The organism is Rhodococcus sp. ACPA1, from assembly GCF_002300195.1.
GTDB lineage: Bacteria > Actinomycetota > Actinomycetes > Mycobacteriales > Mycobacteriaceae > Rhodococcus_F > Rhodococcus_F opacus.
Genome location: NZ_NSDX01000003.1, coordinates 446731 through 465305 on the forward strand (window position 1 = coordinate 446731; position 18575 = coordinate 465305).

Here is an 18575-nt window from a genome sequence, read left to right on the forward strand (position 1 = left end):
TTACAAGCCCGGGTAGAGCGGGTACTTGTCCGCGAGCGCCCGGACCTGGGCGGCCAACCCGGACGTGTCCGCGTCGGCGGGCGCGACGAGGGCCCGGGCGATCAGGTCGGCGACCGTCACGAAGTCGTCCCTGCCGAAGCCGCGGGCGGCGAGTGCCGGTGTGCCGATGCGCAGACCGGACGTCACCATCGGCGGCCGCGGATCGAACGGGACGGCGTTGCGGTTGACGGTGATTCCGATCGCGTCCAGCCTGTCCTCGGCCTGCTGCCCGTCGATGGCGGCATCCCGCAGGTCGACGAGGACGAGGTGCACGTCCGTGCCGCCGGTGAGGACGCTGATTCCGGCTTCCTTGACGTCGGGTCGGCTGAGCCGTTCGGCGAGTACCTTCGCACCGTCCAGGCAGCGCTCCTGACGCTCCGCGAACTCGGGTTCGGCCGCCATCTTGAATGCCGTTGCCTTGCCCGCGATCACGTGTTCGAGTGGGCCGCCCTGCTGACCGGGGAATACCGCGGAATTGATCTTCTTCGCGATGGCCGCATCGCTGGTCAGGATGATGCCGCCGCGGGGTCCGCCGAGGGTCTTGTGCGTCGTCGACGTGACGACGTGCGCGTGCGGGACGGGGGACGGGTGGAACCCGGTGGCGACCAGGCCCGCGAAGTGGGCCATGTCGACCATCAGGTACGCGCCGACCTCGTCGGCGATCTCCCGGAAGCGGGCGAAGTCCAGGTGCCGGGGGTAGGCCGACCAGCCGGCGATGATCAGTTGCGGCCGGTGCTCGCGCGCCGCCTTCGCCACCTCGTCCATGTCGATGAGGTAGTCCTGCTCGGACACCCCGTACGCGGCGACGTTGTAGAGTTTGCCGGAGAAGTTGAGGCGCATGCCGTGCGTGAGGTGGCCGCCGTCGGCGAGGGAGAGTCCGAGGATCGTGTCGCCCGGTTTGATCAGCGCATGCATCACCGACGCGTTCGCGGTGGCACCCGAATGCGGTTGCACGTTGGCGTATTCGGCGGCGAACAGCGACTTGACGCGGTCGATGGCGAGCTGCTCGATCGTGTCCACGTGCTCGCAGCCGCCGTAGTAGCGCCGGCCCGGGTACCCCTCGGCGTACTTGTTGGTCAGCACGGAACCCTGCGCCTGCATCACCGAAAGGGGTGCGTGGTTCTCCGACGCGATCATCTCGAGGCCGGTGCGCTGACGCTCGAGCTCCTTGCCGATCAGTGCGGCGACGTCCGGATCGAAATCCGCGAGGTCGCGGTTCAGGACGCTCATGCCTGCACCCCGTTCTTCTCGGCGTACTCGGCCGCGGTGAGGAGCTCGCCGGCGGCGGACGGCTGGACGGCGAACAGCCAGCCCTCGCCGTAGGGGTCGGAGGTGACCAGTCCCGGATCGTCGACGGCGGCGGTGTTGATCAGGGTGACCCGGCCGCTCACCGGCGGATACAGCTCGGACACGGTCTTCGTGGACTCGACCTCGCCGCACGATTCGCCGGCGACGATGGTCGCACCGACCTCCGGCAGGTCGACGAAGACGAGTTCGCCGAGCGAGTTGACGGCGACGGACGTGATGCCGACGCGGACCGGTTCGTCGGGGAGCGTGGCGCCGGGCTCGATCAGGACCCACTCGTGGTCGTCGGTGTAGCTGCGGTCGTCAGGGAAGGCGTGCGAAGACATGTGTGACCCTTTCGGGGCTGAAGTGGGTGGGAACGGCTCAGGAGCGGCGGTAGAACGGCGACGGGGTGACCACGAACGGTTCCTTCTTGCCGCGGATGTCCACGGTGAGTTGGGTGCCCGGTTCGCGGAACGCGACGTCCACGAACGCGAGCGCGATCGGATGCCCGAGCGTCGGAGACAGCGCCCCGGACGTGATGGTGCCGACCGGCGACTCGCCGGACGCGTCCAACACGGTGTACTCGGCACGCGCGGCCCGGCGGCCGGTTCCCGCGAGTCCGACGAGCACCCGCTGCGGGGCCTGATCCGACAACGTCTGCAGGGCATCGTGGCCGACGAAGTCCTTGTTGAGCCGGACCACCTTGCCGAGCCCGGCCTCGTACGGATTCGTGTCGAGGTTCAGTTCGTGGCCGTACAGTGCCATTCCGGCCTCGAGGCGGAGGGTGTCGCGGCACGCGAGGCCGGCGGGGACGCCGCCGCGGGTCGTGGTGGCGTCGAGCAGTGCGCGCCACAACGGCGCGGACAGCTCGTTCGGCACGTACAGCTCGAAGCCGTCCTCCCCGGTGTACCCGGTGCGGGCGAGGAGGACGTCGATGCCGGCGACGACCGCGCGCGTGACGGCGTAGTACTTCAACTCCGCCACCGTCTCGACCTGCTCGGCGGGAACGAGGGACTGCACGATGTCCTGGGCGGCCGGTCCCTGCACCGCGATCAGCGCGGTCTCCGAGGACTGATCGTCGACCTTGGCGGAGAAGCCCTCGACGCGTGCCGCCAGTTCGCGGTACACCGTCGGCGCGTTGGCCGCATTGGCCACCACGAGGAAATGCTCGTTGGCGAGACGGTAGACGACCAGATCGTCGATGACCCCGCCGTCCGCATTGCACAGGAGGGAGTACTTGGCCCGGCCGACGCCGATCTTCGAGAGTTCGCCGGCCAGAGCGTAATCCAGTACCGCTCCGGACTCGGGCCCGGTGACCGCGATCTCGCCCATGTGCGAGAGGTCGAACAACCCTGCCGCGGTCCGGACGGCGTGGTGTTCGGCGAGTTCGCTGTCGTACTTCAGCGGCATCTGCCAGCCGGCGAAGTCGGTGAAATGGGCTCCGAGCGCGCCGTGCTCGCCGAGCAGCGGGGACGCGGGCGTGGTGGTGAGGGTCATGCGAAGGCCTCCTCGGGGGTCTCGGCGATGGCCGAAGCGTCGATGTCGGTGGTGTTCTCGAAGGCCTCGGGCGCCGGGCACGAGCAGACGAGATTGCGGTCGCCGTGGACGCCGTCGATGCGGCGCACCGGGGGCCAGTACTTGGCGGTGCGAAGCGACGCGACGGGGTAGGCGGCCAGGTGGCGCGGGTAGGGCAGATTCCACTCGTCCGCGGTCACCTGTTCGGCGGTGTGCGGGGCCTGACGCAGTGGGCTGCGCTCGAGCGGCCACACGCCGTCACCGACCAGGTCGATCTCGCGGCGGATCGAGATCATCGCCTCGATGAAGCGGTCGAGTTCGGCGAGGTCCTCGGACTCGGTCGGTTCCACCATCAGTGTGCCGTTGACGGGGAACGACAGGGTGGGTGCGTGGAATCCGTAGTCGATCAACCGTTTTGCCACATCCTCGGCGGTCACGCCGGTCGCCTTGGTGACCGGCCGGAGGTCGAGGATGCACTCGTGCGCCACCAGACCGGAAGGGCCCGTGTACAGGACGGGGAAGTGCTGATCCAGTGACCTGGCGACGTAATTAGCGGCGAGCACCGCGGTTTCGGTGGCACTCGTCAACCCGTCCGGACCCATCAGCGCGATGTACGCCCAGGTGATGGGCAGGATGCCCGCCGATCCGTAGTTGGCGGCCGACACCGGGGTGCCGAGGTCGTCACCGCCCAGCGGATTGCCGGGCAGGAACGGCGCCAGATGCTCGCGCACCGCGACAGGCCCGACACCGGGACCGCCGCCGCCGTGCGGGATGCAGAACGTCTTGTGCAGGTTCAGGTGTGACACGTCGCCGCCGAACTTGCCGGGCTGCGCGAGACCGACCAGCGCATTGAGGTTCGCGCCGTCGACGTACACCTGCCCGCCGGCCTCGTGAACCAGATCGCAGACCGTCCGCACGTCGTTCTCGTACACGCCGTGCGTGGACGGGTAGGTCAACATGATCGCGGCCACCGCGCCCTCGTGCGCCGCGATCTTCGCGCGCAGATCGCCCACGTCGATGTTGCCGTTCTCCGCGGTCGCGACGACGACGACCTTCATGCCCGCGAGTACCGCGGATGCGGCATTCGTTCCGTGCGCGGACTGGGGGATGAGGCAGACGTTGCGTCCGAAGTCGGCCCGGGATTCGTGATAGCCGTGGATCGCGAGCAGCCCGGCCAGCTCGCCCTGGGATCCGGCGTTGGGCTGCAACGACACCCGGTCGTAGCCGGTGATCTCGCCGAGCCAGCGTTCCAGGTCGGCGACGAGTTCGAGGTAGCCGGCCGTCTGCGCGACCGGGGCGTACGGGTGGATGGACGCGAACCCGGGCCAGCTGATCGGTTCCATCTCGACAGCGGAGTTGAGTTTCATCGTGCACGATCCGAGCGGGATCATGGTGCGGTCGAGGGCGAGGTCCTTGTCCGACAGCGTGCGCAGGAAGCGGAGCATCGCGGTTTCCGAGCGGTGATCGTGGAACACCCTGTGCTGCAGGTAACTCGACGTCCTGGCGAGTGCCGACGGCAGTTCGAGCACCGCGACGGTCGTCGGCTGCGCACCGAACACGGTAACCACCCGCCGGACGATGTCGTCGGTGGTGCACTCGTCGCAGGCGATCGCGACGTGATCGGCGTCGACGAGACGGAGGTTGATGCCGTCCCGGTCGGCCGACTCCACGATCGCCCCGGCGCCCGCCGGGACCCGGACGAGAACCGTGTCGAAGAACCTGTCGTGGACGATCGTGTGACCGGCGGCGCGCAGGCTTCCGGCGATGGTCGTCGCGTGGGCGTGCACCCGGTTCGCGATGGCGCGCAACCCTTCCGGCCCGTGGTAGGCGGCGTACATCGCGGCGACGTTGGCGAGCAGTGCCTGCGCCGTGCAGATGTTGCTGGTCGCCTTGTCACGCCGGATGTGCTGTTCGCGGGTCTGCAGAGCCAGCCGGTAGGCCGTCTTCCCGTCGACGTCGACGGACACTCCGACGAGGCGGCCGGGCAGCATGCGCTCGAGTCCGCCGCGCACGGCCATGTAGCCGGCGTGCGGTCCGCCGAAGAACAACGGCACACCGAAACGCTGCGCCGACCCGACGGCGATGTCGGCACCCTGCTCGCCGGGCGGCGTCAGGATCGTCAGCGACAGCAGGTCCGCCGCGACGGTGGTCAGCGCGCCGCGCGCCTTCGCGGCGGCGATCATCGGAGCGAGGTCGCGCACAGCGCCGCTCGCACCGGGCGCCTGGAAGACCACCCCGAACATGTCACCGTCCGGCAGTTCCCCGGACAGTTCCGCGACCACCACCTCGATGCCCAGCGCCTTCGCTCGTCCCCGAACGACGGCCAGTGTCTGCGGCAGGCAGTCCGCGTCGAGGACGACGCGGTTTTTGGCGGCCTTCGACTTGTTCGCGCGCCGCATCAGCAGCACCGCCTCCATCACGGCGGTGGCCTCGTCGAGCAGCGATGCCCCGGCCAGCGGAAGGGCGGTGAGATCCTCGATGACGGTCTGGAACGTCAGCAGTGCCTCCAGCCGGCCCTGGGAGATCTCCGGCTGGTACGGGGTGTAGGCGGTGTACCAGGCGGCGGACTCGAGCATATTCCGCCGCAACACCGCAGGCGTGATGGTGTCGGAGTATCCGAGGCCGATCATCTGGACGCGGGTCTCGTTGCGCTCCGACAGTGTGCGCAGGTCGGCGAGAACCTGCTGCTCGGACCTCGCCGTCGGCAGATTCAAGGGCTGTGAACTGCGGATCTGCTCGGGCACCGCGCTGTCGATCAGGTTCGCGAGGCTGTCATAACCGAGGGCGTCGAGCATGCGCCGGGACGCGGCGGCATCAGGACCGATGTGGCGGGACGGAAAGTCGCTGGTGAGGGGCGCGCCGTGAGTGGCGGTGCGGGGTTCTGCTGGCACGAGGTGACTCCGGTTTCGTTGAGTCCGGACCGCACCGGACATCGACAAGGGGGCACCTCCCCGCTCTGTCCTGAAACCTGAGAGTTTGGGCGCACCGCAACTGCGGCGTGCTCTTCACCTTCGGTAAGTTCCGGCCGTGCGGCCGATACTTTCTCCAGAGTTGCCTCTGCGCTGCGGTACTGGGGCCTGAGAGATTCCCGGGGAGGAAGTTGCTCCTACGGCGCCTCCGAAACGGAGGTTCTCCCGCTGCGCGTCAACGGCGTCTTCAGTTGTGATTTGCCAAACAGTACACAGGCGCCGCGGGTTTGTCTCCTCGGACCGACGGTGTTGCCAAAAGTCCTCGTCGTTTGGCATCCTCGATGGATCTTCGCTCGGACGTGACCGCACACGCCGAGAGATGAGAGCCCAGATGCCCGCAGCCGCAACGGTTGTCGATGTGTGCTCGCCCTCCCGCTCACCTTCCCCGGTGCCGCGCTGTCCACCGCGCGCCCCGACGTCACATACCGACCGGTTTCGACCGGTCGTAGGAGTCACCCATGACTACAGTCCCTGAGTCACCCCCCGTCGCTCCGCTCGCCCCTCCCGGCCGCCGACTGCTCCGCCTCGAAGTCCGCAATGCCCAGACCCCGGTCGAACGCAAACCGTCGTGGATGAAGGTGCAGATGCGGACGGGCGCCGAATACCGGGACCTCGCCGCCCTCGTCGATCGCGAGAACCTGCACACCGTGTGTCAGGAAGCGGGATGTCCCAACATCTTCGACTGCTGGGAGGACCGTGAGGCGACGTTCCTCATCGGCGGAAGCCAGTGCACCCGGCGGTGCGACTTCTGCCAGATCGACACCGGCCGTCCCGCCGCACTCGATCGGGGCGAACCCAGGAGGGTCGCGGAGTCGGTGCGGACCATGGGCCTTCGGTACGCCACTGTCACCGGCGTGGCCCGCGACGATCTGCCGGACGGCGGCGCCTGGCTGTACGCAGAGACGGTCCGGCAGATTCACGAACTGTGCCCGGGCGCCGGCGTCGAACTGCTGATCCCCGATTTCAATGCCGACGCCGCGCAACTACGCGAGGTGTTCGACACCCGCCCGGAAGTACTCGCGCACAATGTGGAGACCGTTCCCCGGATCTTCCGTCGTATCCGGCCCGCCTTCACGTACGAGCGGTCCCTCGCGGTGATCACGCGGGCTCGGGAGGACGGTCTTATCACCAAGTCGAACCTGATCCTCGGGATGGGGGAGACCACGGACGAGGTGATCCAGGCCCTCCGGGACCTGCATACCGCCGGCTGCCAGTTGATCACGATCACGCAGTATCTCCGGCCGTCGGCCCGGCATCACCCGGTGGCGCGGTGGGCGAAACCGGAGGAGTTCGTCATGCTCGACGGTATCGCCCGCGAGATCGGATTCCTCGGCGTCCTGTCCGGTCCGCTCGTGCGCTCCTCCTACCGTGCCGGTCGCTTGCACGCGGAGGCCGTCGCCGCGTCCGCAGTTCACTGAACCCCATTCTCTTCCGTTCCAGCAAGGAGTTCCCATGTCCCACCGATCTGCAGATGTCGTCGTCCTCGGCGGCGGTTCCGGCGGCTACGCGGCCGCCATCCGCTCGGCCGAACTGGGCCGTTCGGTCATTCTCATCGAGGAGAACGAACTCGGCGGCACGTGCCTGCATCAGGGGTGCATTCCGACGAAGGCGCTGCTGCACTCCGCCGAAGTCGCCGACAGTGCGCGCACGGCCTCGCAGTTCGGTGTCGACGTCACGTTCGACGGTGTCGACCTCGAGAAGGTGCTGAGCTACCAGAATACGATCGTCACCCGCCTGCACAAGGGACTGCAGGGCCTCGTCGACTCGTACGGCATCACTGTTGTCAACGGCCGCGGACGGTTGGTCGGACCCAACGGAGTGGAGGTCGACGACGAGTTGATCACGGGCGGCGCCGTCGTCCTGGCAACGGGGTCGTCGCCGAAAACGCTGCCCGGCATCGGCATCGGTGGCCGGGTCGTCACCAGCGACCAGGCGCTCGTGTTGCCGTCGGTCCCGAAGAAGGCGATCATCCTGGGCGGCGGCGTCATCGGCGTCGAATTCGCCAGTGTCTGGGCGTCGTTCGGTGCGTCGGTGACGATCGTCGAGGCGATGCCGCGGCTGGTGCCGAACGAGGACGAGACGATCTCCAAGTACCTCGAGCGGGCATTCCGTCGTCGCAAGATCGCCGCGAAGACCGGTGTGCGGGTGGCGGAGGTGACGCAGGACGAGGACGCGGTGTCCGTCACCCTCGACTCCGGCGACGTACTCGACGCCGACGTCCTGCTGGTCGCGGTGGGGCGCGGACCCAACACCGCGTCCATGGGATATGAGGAGACCGGAGTGATGCTCGACAAGGGCTTCGTGGTGACCAGTGATCGACTGCGCACCACGGTGCCGAACGTCTTCGCGGTCGGCGACATCGTCCCCGGGCTCCAGCTGGCCCACCGCGGGTTCCCACAGGGCATTTTCGTGGCCGAGGAAATCGCCGGGCTCCGTCCGGACGTCATCGACGAGACCGGCATCCCTCGTGTCACCTACTCCCACCCCGAGGTCGCGTCCGTCGGGTTGACCGAGACCGCGGCCCGGGAGAAGTTCGGCGAGAACGTCGAGACTGTCACCTACGACCTCGCCGGCAACGGCAAGAGTCAGATCCTGAAGACGTCGGGGGCGGTCAAACTCGTGGTGGCGCCGACCGGGGTCGTGGTCGGTGTGCACATGGTCGGCGACCGAGTCGGTGAGCTGATCGGTGAGGCGCAGCTGCTCTACAACTTCGAGGTCGACGCCGCGCAGGCGGCGAAGTTCGTGCACGCCCACCCCACCCAGGGCGAGGCGCTCGGTGAGGCGCTGATGGCAGTGGCCGGCAAACCACTCCACGTCCACGCCTGACCCCCATGTGAGTGGCAAAGTGTGCCGGCGCACGCTTTGCCACTCACATGGGGTGTTCGGTATGCGAACGCGCACTGGTGATTTCCGCCCGGGAGTGCGAGTTAACACACCGGAACGGTGAAGTCATGCTTTCGTAATACGTCTGCGGAACAGTACGTCCCGAGTCAGTTCGATTCGGAACCATCTCGATGGTTTCTCCCTATGAACCTGGCTGGAGAGTCCCGGGACCGTGTCCCGGGCGCCGAAGGAGCAAGTACCCACAAACTCTCAGGCACCAGGACAATCAGGGTCGGGAACTCTGGAGAGCAGCGTGTCGGCTGTAACGGCACGTTCACCGACGGGGCACGATGACCACTCGCACGAGTGTGTCTCCAAACTCTCAGGTTACGGAACAGAGCGGGTGTCGGCCGAGGTGATCCACCGGATCACCCTCACATCGCTCGAGTGATCGGTTCGCCGGTTGCTCACTCTTCCTGGGAGATCCATGAATGTGACTGCTAGTGGGGCATCCACGGACATCATGGCTGTCGCCAACTCGCCGGTTCTCTGGGTGGCCGTTGCCGGCATCTTCGTCGTCATCGTCGTGCAGTCGGCGATCTACATGACCGCGGTCCGCAAGGTGGCACCCGTCGCGGACATGTCACCCGAAGACATGAAGGTATCGTTCCGCTCCGGTGCCGTGTCGGCGATCGGACCGTCCCTGGCGGTCTGCCTCGTGGCGATTGCCCTCCTCGCCCTCTTCGGCACGCCCGCTGTCCTGGCCCGCATCGGCCTGATCGGTTCCGCCGCGTACGACGTGTCCGCGGCCAGCATCGCCGCCGACTCCATGGGTGCGAAACTCGGCGCCGACACGTACACCCAGAACGTCTTCGTCGTCGCCTTCTTCGCGATGAGCATCGGCGGCGTGATGTGGATGCTGTCCGCGCTCATCCTCACCCCGCTGCTCGAGCGGGGTGACGCGAAGATCCGCACGGTGAATCCGGCGTTGATGGCGGTCGTTCCGTCCGCGGCCCTGATCGGCGCGTTTGCGTCGCTGGGATTCCAGGAATTGACGAAGTCCAGCTATCACATCGTCGCGTTCGCCGCCTCCGCGGTCGCGATGGGTATCTGCCTCTTCGTGGCCCGGACATTCGGCAAGAGCTGGCTCCGCGAATGGGGGCTGGGCATTTCGATCCTCGTGGCCCTCACCGTCACCTACCTGGTCACCTCCTGATTCACGACTCGCACGGAAAGGACTTTTCGATGACTACCGACGAAGCCGTAACTGTGTCCACCGGCGCCCGTGAACTCGCCGAGTTCGACAAGACGACATCCCGCTGGGGTCGTATCACGATGATCGTCGGGTTGCTCCTGTCGATCGGTGCGCCCCTGTACCTGGTGTTCTCGGGTGAGGTGGACGTCACCGCAGGCAAGCTGTGGACCGCGTTCGCCGCGGTGGCCGGGACATTCTTCATCATCTGGCTGGTCGAACCCCTGACCTATTTCCCCATCCTCGGTCCGGCCGCGATGTACCAGGCGTTCATGATCGGCAACATCGCGAACAAGTTGTTGCCTGCCGCGCTGATCGCGCAGACGAACATCGGAGCCAAACCGGGAACCAAGCGGGCCGAACTCGCTGCGGTCCTGGCGATCTGCGGCGCCGCGATGGTGCACCTCGTGTCGCTGGCCGTGTTCGTCGGGCTGCTCGGCACCTGGCTGGTCAGCGTGATTCCCACCGACATCGTGACCGTCACCCGTTCCTACATCCTTCCCTCGGTCCTGGGGGCGGTCCTCGTGCAGGCGATCGTGTCGATGAAGCAGCCCCGGGCCACGGTGGTCGCGCTGCTGGTGGCCGCGATCATCACGTTCGTCGTGGTTCCGGCGATGCCGAGCCTCGCGCTGTCGTCCACCGCCATCGCGGTGATCGTCACGGCGGTCCTCGCCTGGTTCCTCCGGGACAAGAACGACCAGAGCCCGGCCGAGCTCGCGACCATCGAGTAAGAATCGATACGCGGAGACATCTCACCTTCACCTGATTCGAAAGAAGGCTTCATGACCGACCTGCCGATCGCGCTCACCGACGAGCTGCGGACGAAGATGCTCGACCTCTACCGCCACCTGCACGCGAACCCGGAACTGTCGATGCAGGAACACAAGACCGCCGAGCTGATCCAGAGTTCCCTCGTCGCCCTCGGGATCGACACGTTCGTGTGCGGCGGCACCGGAGTGGGTGGGTGTCCTGACCAACGGCGAAGGCCCTACGGTGGCCTTCCGCGCCGATTCGGACGGGCTGCCGATCGCGGAGGACACCGGCGTCGACTACGCCAGCGCGGCCACCGGGCGCCTCGACGACGGCACCGAGGTGCCCGTGATGCACGGCTGCGGCCACGACACGCACGTCGCCACCCTCCTTACCGTCGCCGAGCTGCTCGCCGGTGCGCGGGAGGCGTGGGCCGGAACGATCGTGTTCCTCTTCCAGCCGGGCGAGGAAACGGCGGCCGGGGCGAAGGCGATGGTCGAGGACGGTCTGTGGGACCGGGCACCCAAGCCGGAGATCGTCTTCGGGCAGCACGTCGGTCCGATGCTGGCCGGCACCGTGCACGTCACGAGTGGCGACGCGATGGCCATGGCCGATTCGCTGAAGGTCACCGTCTACGGCCAGGGGTCGCACGGCTCCCAGCCCCAGGATTCGATCGACCCGATCATCCAGGGCGTCAACATGATCAACCGCATCCAGACCATCGTGTCCCGCGAAGTGCACCCGATGAAGCCGGCGGTGGTCACGGTCGCCACGTTCCACGCGGGGCTGAAGGAAAACATCATCGCGGACCGGGCCGAGTTCACGATCAACGTGCGCACCCTCGACCCCGAGGTGCGCGAGCAGGTCAACGCCGCGCTGCGCCGCATCATCTACGCCGAGGCTGCCGCATCCGGGGCGCCGAAGCCGCTGATCGAGGAGCGCTGTACACGTTCCCGCGCAACTACAACGATCCCGATGCCACCGCCGAACTCGTCGCCGAACTCCAGAAGGTGCTGGGCGAGAACAACGTCAAGCCGTCGTCTCCGATGATGGGTTCGGAGGACTTCGGTCTGCTCGCCGAGGCGATCGGCGTGCCGTCGGTGTTCTGGATGTTCGGTGGCCACACCGCGGAGACCCTCGAGAGCGGAAAGCCTGTGCCGGTGAACCACTCACCGTTCTTCGCCCCCGTCGCGGAACCCACCCTGTCCACCGGCGTCCAGGCGGCGATGACCGCGATCCTGTCGAAGGTCGGGATCTAGGCCCTCCGGGCCCGTGAGTGGTTAACGAGTCTCTGCACTCGTCAACCACTCACGGGTGGCGGAGCCGCCTCAGTGGGTGGTCAGCGGTGCGTCCGCGGTGGCGTCCCCGGTGTCCACTCCGGTCTTCTCGAATCGCAGTCGCGACACGGCGAGTCCGGCGAGGACGAAGGACGCGGCGACGAGGATGTACAGCTGGGTGGGCGACCAGTCGCGGTCGAGGAGGGCGCCCGCGACGATCGGGGACGCAATGGCGCCGACGCGGCCGATGCCGATGCCCCAGCCGACGCCGGTGGCCCGGACGGCCGGCGAGTAGACCGACGGCGTGATCGCGTACAGCCCGGCGATGCAGCCGTTGGCGAAGACGCCGATCAGTGCGCCGAGTCCGAACGCGATGACGATGGACGCGGTGGCGGGGACGAAGACGACCAGCAGAACGCCCGCGGTCGCCATGTAGGCGATGAGCACACGCTTCAGGGCGAAACGTGCGGACAGCGCCCCGAGCAGGGTGGCGCCGAAGATGCCGCCGAGGTTGAGGAGCACTCCGCCGGTGACACCCTGGTTCGCGGACATGCCCGCCTCGACCAGCAGCTTCGGGGTCCAGCTGGTGACGAAGTAGAAACCGAACATCGCCATGAAGAACGCGAACCACACCAGGAGTGTGCTGCGGCGGCGCTGCGGGGACAGCAGGACGCGCATCGCGAATCCGGCGTCGGCGGTGGCGGCGGCACGCGGTGCGGGCAGCTCGTCGAGTCGCGGCTGACCGGCCCGCTGGGCGAAGGCGTTGATCCGGTCGAGGGCGTTGGCCGGTCGCCGGACGAGCAGGAAGTCGATCGATTCGGGAAGCCGGGCGTAGACGACGGGGATGATCGCCGCCGTGCACAGCCCGCCGAACAGGAACACCGAACGCCAGCCGAGCGAGTTCTGCAGGACGACGGCGATGATTCCGCCGAGGGTGGCGCCGACGGCGTAACCGGTGGAATTGAGACTCACCGCGAGCCCGCGCCAGCGGTTCGACGCGTACTCACTGGCGATGACGTTGCTGCTGGCGAGGATTCCGCCGATGCCGACGCCGGTGAGGGCGCGGAGCAGGCCGAGTTGCATCGCGTTCTGGCTGACCGCCGACAGCAGCATGCCCGTCGACGCGAGTGCCAGGCACAGCAGGATCATGGCGCGGCGGCCGATGGTGTCAGCCCACGGTGCCAGGAACAGCGATCCCGCGGCCATGCCGAACAGTCCGGCGCTGAGCAGGAGGCCGACGACCGAGCCGGACAGATCCCACTCCTGCGACACCGACTGTGCGGTGAACGCCATGACGAGGACGTCGAAGCCGTCGAGCACGTTGAGTAGACCGCAGATGGCGATGGCGCCCCATTGGTAGCGCGTCATAGGGCTGCTGTCGATGCGTTCGCGTAGGTCGAATTGCATGCGCGGGACCTGTTCTTCCTCGGAGGTGGGCTGTGATGTGGCTCACGACTCACCTACCGTGGCGGACAGGTCACTCGTTTCCAACTTCACTTCCGAATGTCGGAATACAGAAGTGGCGGTGGGATGCGGTGCTGGGTGATCATTTCAGTGATGACAACTGGATGGGGACCGGGCGACCGGCAGTGGGCGAAAGGTCCATGGATGTGACTGGCTCGGGTTTCGATAACTCCTGGTCGGCGGATCGGTTGTTCGCCGGTCCGGGCGAGACACGGGAGCGGCTACGCCGCACCGATTGGGCGGCCACGCCGCTGGGCCCGGTCGAGACCTGGTCTGTCGAACTGCGGGCGGCGGTACGGACCGTGCTGCCCTCCGAGGTCCCGATGTTGCTCTGGTGGGGACCTGAGCTCGTGCAGATCTTCAACGACGCGTACACCCGGGTCCTCGGTGCGAAGTACCCAGCGGCGATCGGTGAACCCGGGGCGCAGTGCTGGGCGGAGATCTGGGACGAGGTGGGACCGCTCGCCGAGCAGGTGATGTCGGGCGGCGCAGCGACCTACACGGAGAATCAGCCGCTGTACCTGCTGCGGCACGGGTACCTCGAGGAGACGTACTGGACGTTCTCCTACAGTCCGGTGCAGGACGAGGACGGGAACGTCGCCGGGATCTTCGTGGCGACGACCGATGTGACCGCGACCGTGCTCGGGGAGCGCCGACTCGAGACTCTGCGGCAACTGGGCACGGTTTCCACCGCAGGCGGCGACGATCCGCTCGTCGATGCCTGCCGTGCGGTCGTGCGGGTACTCGGCGGCAACGGACAGGACGTTCCGCTTGCCGCGATCTATCTTCGCCGCGAGGTCGGCGGCTCGGGTGACGACGAGTCCGAAGACCTCGTGCTCGTCGGTGCCGCCGGGGTGGACGACGACGGCGAGTTCAGGCCCGCCCGGATCCCGGCGACCGACGTCACCCACCACCGCGTCCGGGCGTCGGGCGAGCAGTCCGAGCCCGCCGGGTCGAAGGCGGTGACCGAGGTGAGGCTGTGCCCGTTGATCGTGACGGGTCACGCGGAGCCGGTGGGTGTGCTGGTGCTCGGGATCAGTCCGTACCGCGCGTTCGACGACGCGTATCGGGGCTTCGTCGAGCTGGTCACGGCGAAGGTGTCGACGCTGATCACGGACGCCCTGGCCTACGAGTTCGAGCGGGACCGCGCCGCTGCGCTGGCGGAACTCGACGCTGCGAAGACGCGGTTCTTCCAGAACGTCAGTCACGAGTTCCGTACCCCGCTGACCCTGTTGCTCGGGCCCCTCGAGACTCTGCGCGAGCAGTCCGAGGACGAGTCGCCCGCAGATCGGCGCGAAGCGATCGCGGCCGCCTATCGTGCGGCGGTCCGGCTGCAGCAGCTCGTCGACGGCCTACTCGATCTGTCCAAGGCGGAAGCCGGCCAGCTTCTGCCACACACGGAGCCGACCGATATCGGCCAATTGACGGCGGACTGCGTGAGCATGTTCGATTCCGCCGCCGCGCAGGCGGGGCTCGCGCTCCGGACCGATCTCGACGACGTCTCCGGCCTGGTCGAATTGGACCGCGAGATGTGGGTGAAGATCGTGCTGAATCTTGTCTCGAACGCGGTCAAGTACACCCGGTCCGGATCCGTGTCCGTAGCGCTCGGCCAGGACGCCGGCCGGTTGGTGCTGAGCGTGACCGACACGGGTGTGGGGATTCCCGCCGAAGAACGGGAACGCGTATTCGACAGGTTCCATCGCGTCGAGGCCGGCGGGTCGGGCAGCGGTGGGGGCGTCGGCATCGGCCTTTCCCTGGTGTCCGATCTCGCCGCGGCGCTCGGCGGTTCCGTCGACCTCGACAGCGTCCCGGGCCGGGGCAGCACCTTCACCGTCCGCGTACCGCGGATCCCGGCGCCGGACGGCGCGACCCCGCGGGCAGACGACCAGCCCATCGGCGCGGTGACCTCCTACGGTGACGTCGAACAGCGGGAGCCGTCCGTCGAGGTCGCGGTTTCGACCGAACGCGGAGCGGACGGCCACCGCATCCTGCTCGTCGAAGACCACCCGGACCTGCGCGCGTACCTCACCCGATTGCTGCAGGAGCAGGGCTGGGACGTCGACGCCGTCGCCGACGCGGAGTCCGCGCTGAAGCATGTCGCCGTCCGCACACCGAATCTCGTGCTCAGCGACGTCATGCTTCCCGGTCGCGACGGCATCGACTTCCTCCGCGAGCTGCGGTCGGAGCAGTCGACGGCAAGGCTGCCGGTCATCCTGCTCACCGCCCGCGCGGGAACGGAGTCGACCGTCGACGGGCTGAACCAAGGAGCCGACGACTACATCGTCAAGCCCTTCCAGCCGAGCGAGCTCGTCGCGCGGGTGCGTGTTCATCTCGAAATGTCCTGGCTTCGTGAAACTCTGATCACGGACAGTGAGCTCGAGTCGACACATCTGCGCACGGCACTGGATACCCGCACCACCCTCAGCCAAGCTGTCGGGCTGACCATGGCCGCGTTCCAGTGCGACGCCGACACCGCCTTCGACAAGCTCGCCTCCTATTCGCAGAATCGCAACGTCAAACTTCGGGAGATCGCGGCGGAGGTCGTCGCGAACTTCACCGCGGGCACCGACCGCGAGTAGAGCCGAAGGGAATGCCGCAGTTTCCCTGAGCCGGGTTCCGGGTAGGCGTCACCGATGAACGACGATCAGCACGCCGAACCGGACCCCGACGATCCGCGGAAGCCGGATTCGCCTGCGGACCTGACGAAACCTTCCTGGTGGTACGTCATCAGGAAGACGGCGCACGAATTCACGCGCGATCAGTGCACCGACCTGGCCGCCGCACTGACGTATTACGCGGTGCTGTCGCTGTTCCCTGCGCTGCTGGCGCTGGTCTCGTTGCTGGGAGTGTTCGGGCAGGGGCAGCGCACCACCGATGCGGTCCTGCAGATGGTCGACGACCTCGGGCCGTCCTCCGCCGTGGACACGTTGCGTGAACCCATCGCGCAGTTGGTCGAGACACCGACCGCGGGCATGGCGCTGGTCCTCGGCCTGCTGGGCGCGGTGTGGTCGGCGTCCGGCTACATCGGGGCGTTCGGACGCGCCATGAACCGCATGTACGAAGTCGAGGAGGGGCGTCCCGTGTGGAAGCTCCGGCCGCTGATGCTGGCCGTCACCATCGTCGGTCTGGTCCTGGTGGCCGCCGCTGCGGCGATGCTCGCGCTGAGCGGCCCCGTCGCACGCTCGGTGGGTGACGCGATCGGATTCGGCGACACCGCCCTGACCGTCTGGAACATCGCCCGCTGGCCGTTCGTCCTCGGCGTCGTCGTGGTCGCCGTGGCCATCCTCTATTACGTCACGCCCAACGTGAAGCAACCGAAGTTCCGTTGGGTCAGCGCCGGTGCGTTCCTCGCCATCGTGACGTGGATCCTCGCGTCGGTCCTGTTCGGTCTGTACGTCGCCAACTTCGGCAGCTACAACAAGACGTACGGCTCCCTGGCCGGCGTGATCGTGTTCCTGCTGTGGCTCTGGATCACCAATCTGGCGTTGCTCTTCGGTGCCGAACTGGATGCCGAACTCGAACGCGGACGCGAATTGCAGGCCGGCATGCCGGCCGAGGACGAACTGCAATTGCCGCCTCGCGACACGCGGGTCTCCGACAAGAACGCCGAGAAGTACGAGCAATACGTGCAGGAGGGCAGGGCGCTACGTGGGCCCTCCGGGCCCGTGAGTACTTGTTAACCGCGGGCGGTTAACAAGTACTCACGGGCGGAACGCCATTGCGTCGTCCACGACCTTGCCGTGCCGCAATGTCAGAAGGTCGCGGAAGTAGTTCATCCGCAGCCGCCACGGCGCTTCCGACCCCTGCTTCGGGAACGACTCCACCGACCGCAGGACGTAACCGGCGGCGAAGTCGAGGAACGGCTCCTCCTCGACCGAACTGTCACGCTCCGGGGCGCACTGCGCGAACCCGTTCGCGTCCATGTGTGCGAGCAGACGGCAGACGTACTCGCACACCAGGTCGGCCTTGAGCGTCCAGGACGCGTTGGTGTACCCGATGACGAACGCGAAGTTGGGCACCCCGCTGAGCATCATCCCCTTGTACGCCATGGTGTCGGTGAGGTCGATGTCGCGGCCGTCGACGACGAGCGTCGTTCCGCCGAACGCGAGCAGATTCAGGCCGGTCGCGGTGACGACGACATCGGCGTGCAGTTCCTCACCGGACTTCAGCGTGATACCGGTTTCGGTGAAGGTGTCGATGTGGTCGGTCACGATCGACACCTCGTCGTTCCGGATGGACCGGAACAGATCCCCGTTGGGCACGAGACACAGTCGCTGATCCCACGGGTTGTACCGGGGAGTGAAGTGGGTGTCGATGTCGTAGCCCTTCGGCAGCCACTTCTCCTGCATCTGCCGGATGCGCCCCTTCATGAAGTCCGGATAGCGCTGGCACAGTTGGTAGATCGCGGTTGCGACCGACGCGTTCTTCAGGCGGGTGAGGCTGTAGGCGAGCTTGGCGGGAAGGTGCCGGCGGAGCCGGTTCGCCAGCTTGTCCTTGGCAGGCATCGAGATGATGTAGGTGGGCGAGCGCTGCAACATGGTCACGTGTGCGGCCTCGGCGGCCATCGACGGAGCCAGCGTCACCGCGGTGGCCCCACTGCCGATGATGACCACCCGCTTACCCGCGTAGTCGAGGTCCTCGGGCCACTTCTGCGGGTGCACGACCTGCCCGGCGAACCGGTCGAGGCCCGGGAACTCGGGGGTGTAGCCCTCGTCGTAGCGGTAGTAGCCGCTGCAGGACATCAGGAAGTTGGCGGTGAACCGGACCGTCTCACCGGTATCGGTGCGCTCGGCGTCGACCGTCCACTGGGCGTCCGGGGTCGACCACTCTGCACGAACGACCTTGTGCTGGAACCGGATATTCCGGTCGATCCCGTGCTCGGCGGCGGTCGTGCGGACGTACTCGAGGATCGACGGCCCGTCGGCGATGGACTTCTCACCCGACCACGGCTTGAACCGGTAGCCGAGGGTGTACATGTCGGAGTCGGAGCGAATGCCGGGGTAGCGGAACAGGTCCCAGGTGCCGCCGATCGATTCGCGGCTCTCCAGGATCGCGTAGGTCCGTCGGGGAAAATTGTCCTGCAGGTGGTACGCGGCACCGATCCCGGACAGTCCGGCCCCGATGATCAGCACGTCGACGTGTTCGACGGGCGCCTTCGCGCCGGTGGTCTCGGCGGCGGTATCGGTGTGTGACATGAAC

The 18575-nt window shown here is 67.2% G+C and carries 12 protein-coding genes, 1 pseudogene and 3 riboswitches; of the genes and pseudogenes, 7 read left to right on the forward strand and 6 right to left on the reverse strand.

Annotated elements, in window-relative coordinates; all coding sequences use genetic code 11:
• From glyA to gcvP, 4 genes are read right to left on the reverse strand one after another with little or no spacing between them, the layout of a single operon-like run.
• On the reverse strand, nt 1-1269 hold the full coding sequence (gene glyA, locus CJ177_RS12600; RefSeq protein WP_095867862.1) for a serine hydroxymethyltransferase: 1269 nt from the start codon (nt 1267-1269) through the stop codon (nt 1-3).
• Nucleotides 1266-1670: a glycine cleavage system protein GcvH gene (gcvH, locus tag CJ177_RS12605; protein ID WP_005250549.1), complete on the reverse strand. Its 405-nt coding sequence runs from the start codon at nt 1668-1670 to the stop codon at nt 1266-1268. Before gcvH ends, glyA begins: the two co-directional genes overlap by 4 nt.
• Nucleotides 1671-1707: 37 nt before the next feature.
• Nucleotides 1708-2823, reverse strand: a complete 1116-nt coding sequence (gene gcvT / locus CJ177_RS12610; RefSeq protein ID WP_095867863.1) for a glycine cleavage system aminomethyltransferase GcvT — start codon at nt 2821-2823, stop codon at nt 1708-1710.
• Nucleotides 2820-5774: an aminomethyl-transferring glycine dehydrogenase gene (gcvP, locus tag CJ177_RS12615; RefSeq protein ID WP_095867864.1), complete on the reverse strand. Its 2955-nt coding sequence runs from the start codon at nt 5772-5774 to the stop codon at nt 2820-2822. Before gcvP ends, gcvT begins: the two co-directional genes overlap by 4 nt.
• A 122-nt stretch (nt 5775-5896) precedes the next feature.
• Nucleotides 5897-5988: riboswitch (glycine riboswitch) on the reverse strand.
• A gap of 280 nt (nt 5989-6268) precedes the next feature.
• Here gcvP and lipA point away from each other — a divergent pair.
• The 5 genes and pseudogenes from lipA to CJ177_RS12640 all read left to right on the forward strand — a co-directional run bounded on the left by lipA (nt 6269) and on the right by CJ177_RS12640 (nt 11894).
• Entirely contained in the window at nt 6269-7228 is a 960-nt protein-coding gene (gene lipA / locus CJ177_RS12620; protein ID WP_095867865.1) for a lipoyl synthase, read from the forward strand.
• 34 nt (nt 7229-7262) lie between these two features.
• Nucleotides 7263-8636: a dihydrolipoyl dehydrogenase gene (gene lpdA / locus CJ177_RS12625; protein WP_095867866.1), complete on the forward strand. Its 1374-nt coding sequence runs from the start codon at nt 7263-7265 to the stop codon at nt 8634-8636.
• Between the two features lie 201 nt (nt 8637-8837).
• Nucleotides 8838-8929: riboswitch (glycine riboswitch) on the forward strand.
• 3 nt (nt 8930-8932) lie between these two features.
• Nucleotides 8933-9033, forward strand: a riboswitch (glycine riboswitch).
• Nucleotides 9034-9120: 87 nt separating this feature from the next.
• Nucleotides 9121-9849 (forward strand): DUF5058 family protein, encoded by a 729-nt coding sequence (locus tag CJ177_RS12630; protein WP_025433394.1) that lies wholly within the window; start codon nt 9121-9123, stop codon nt 9847-9849.
• Nucleotides 9850-9878: 29 nt separating this feature from the next.
• Nucleotides 9879-10616 (forward strand): hypothetical protein, encoded by a 738-nt coding sequence (locus CJ177_RS12635; protein ID WP_095867867.1) that lies wholly within the window; start codon nt 9879-9881, stop codon nt 10614-10616.
• A 51-nt stretch (nt 10617-10667) separates the two neighbouring features.
• Nucleotides 10668-11894, forward strand: a pseudogene (locus CJ177_RS12640) (amidohydrolase).
• A 69-nt stretch (nt 11895-11963) separates the two neighbouring features.
• Here CJ177_RS12640 and CJ177_RS12645 read toward each other — a convergent pair.
• Nucleotides 11964-13319, reverse strand: a complete 1356-nt coding sequence (locus CJ177_RS12645; protein ID WP_061045959.1) for an MFS transporter — start codon at nt 13317-13319, stop codon at nt 11964-11966.
• 197 nt (nt 13320-13516) lie between these two features.
• On the opposite strand from CJ177_RS12645, the gene CJ177_RS12650 reads away from it, so the two are divergent.
• Nucleotides 13517-15955 (forward strand): response regulator, encoded by a 2439-nt coding sequence (locus CJ177_RS12650; RefSeq protein ID WP_095867868.1) that lies wholly within the window; start codon nt 13517-13519, stop codon nt 15953-15955.
• Between the two features lie 54 nt (nt 15956-16009).
• The gene (locus CJ177_RS12655) at nt 16010-17056 is read left to right on the forward strand and encodes a YihY/virulence factor BrkB family protein (RefSeq protein WP_061697332.1); all 1047 of its coding nucleotides are present in this window, start codon (nt 16010-16012) and stop codon (nt 17054-17056) included.
• A 21-nt stretch (nt 17057-17077) separates the two neighbouring features.
• Here CJ177_RS12655 and CJ177_RS12660 read toward each other — a convergent pair whose 3' ends face one another.
• Nucleotides 17078-18571 carry an NAD(P)/FAD-dependent oxidoreductase gene (locus tag CJ177_RS12660; protein WP_061697353.1) on the reverse strand — a complete coding sequence of 498 codons (1494 nt, stop codon included), beginning with the start codon at nt 18569-18571 and terminating at the stop codon, nt 17078-17080.
• Nucleotides 18572-18575: the final 4 nt, after the last annotated feature.